This is a genomic window from Paenibacillus ehimensis NBRC 15659, from assembly GCF_004000785.1.
GTDB classification, from domain to species: domain Bacteria; phylum Bacillota; class Bacilli; order Paenibacillales; family NBRC-103111; genus Paenibacillus_G; species Paenibacillus_G ehimensis.
Genome location: NZ_BILX01000182.1, coordinates 1 through 1,552 on the forward strand (window position 1 = coordinate 1; position 1,552 = coordinate 1,552).

Genomic DNA, 1,552 nt, shown 5'->3' on the forward strand with positions numbered 1-1,552 from the left:
CCAGAGCTTCTTTTTTCTTACCCTGCGTTTTCTTTCTTAAAACCAAAAAACGTTCGAAGGCCAGAAACAAGCCGCTAAGCAGGGCGAAAAAGAACAGCGGCTGCCCTGCCAGGACGGAAGCCAGACCGAATAGCCCAAGAACGATCATTTTCACCGCATTTGTCAGCACAATGCTTGAAGCACGCCGCAGCTCAAACCGCTTCCTAAGCGCCAGTACATAATAAAGCAGGAGAAAGACGGCGAACCAACCAAGAGCAACCTTAACAAGCATCCACAGCGAACCCGCAAGCAGCTGGAGCAGCAGTCCGTCCTCCCCCAACCGTTGCTCCGTTTGAGCTCTCGATTCCCGCGCAAAATTCGGGTCATAAGCCCCGTCCAAAAGCGTTTGAATTGCCTGCGGAGACAAACCGGGAATTTTTCTTACCTCGTCCAGCTCCCGAATAAACGATTGATTGTCCCGGTATCGAACGATGGCTTGCGCTTCGGCCTCGCCGATGCCTGGAAAGGTCATCAGATCGTTGACGTCCGCCGCATTCAAATCGAACGTATAGAATGGCGTCTGAATGGAGCCTGCTGCATCGATGGCCAGATAACTGTGCGCATATCTTTTGTTCAACAGCCAGATTTCCGGCGGACTAGCCTCAAGCTCCTTCGCACTTAGTCCCGTAGCTTCGCTGAGGAGCCGGTACAAAGCTTCTTTCTCGTCCGGGTATTCCGCGGCATAGCCTTGAACGAAATCCGCCAGCGGAGAGCCGGTTCGATTGACATACTTATGGATAACGTTAAATATTTTCATGTACTCGTTTTGCAATGGGGTAAACACGGCTTTGGCATTCACCGTACGCGAAGCGTCCGACAAAAAAGCCGCATAGAACGAGTCCTCCAAATAGCGGTCCTTCAAATCGCTGGAAAGCAGCTTTGTAAAAAAAGCGGAAACGATTCCTTCGGTCGCCAACGCTTGCGATACGTTCCTCGGTTTGCCTTCGTCATAACGAACGCCCGTATTGCGGTATTTGATGTTTTGTTCGGGGGTCCCCGCAGAGGGCTGCGTCGTCGAGAAACGAATCGTACCTTCTCTGACCCAATCGTGCCGCTTTAGCATTTCGAACCGCTGATACCAGAACGGAACGGAGGCCCGATAAAGCTGCAGCCGCATCGGCCAGGTGTAGTCCTTTTCGTAACCTGCGACCATGGTCTCCGTGGTTAACCGTGCCTGACGGACGCTTGATTCGAGGCTGGCTTTTCTGGCCTCGTCGGGTTCATGATCCAGCGCCACATTTTCGAAATGCTCGGCAAAGCCTTCATCGAAAGCGACCCGTCGGTCTGTGGTCAAGGATACGTAATGCATATCGGCCGAACGGCTTTCGGTCCGGTCCCAGTCCGGGGAAAGCAAATGGTACATGACATGGCCGAGCTCATGCGGGTAAATTTGACTCATCGAGCCTAAGTAGTCGGTCGAGGCGGTACTTTTCATCAGATCGACATACGGCGTATCGGTATGATCGAGCAGCTCTCCGTTCCTCTTCAAATAAAAACCCGTTCGGGGGAAGGG

The 1,552-nt window shown here is 52.6% G+C and carries 1 protein-coding gene; it reads right to left on the reverse strand.

The window, feature by feature from the left end; all coding sequences use genetic code 11:
• The coding region (locus PEH01S_RS34220; protein WP_174807200.1) for a ComEA family DNA-binding protein at positions 1–1,552 on the reverse strand (1,552 nt) is incomplete at both ends.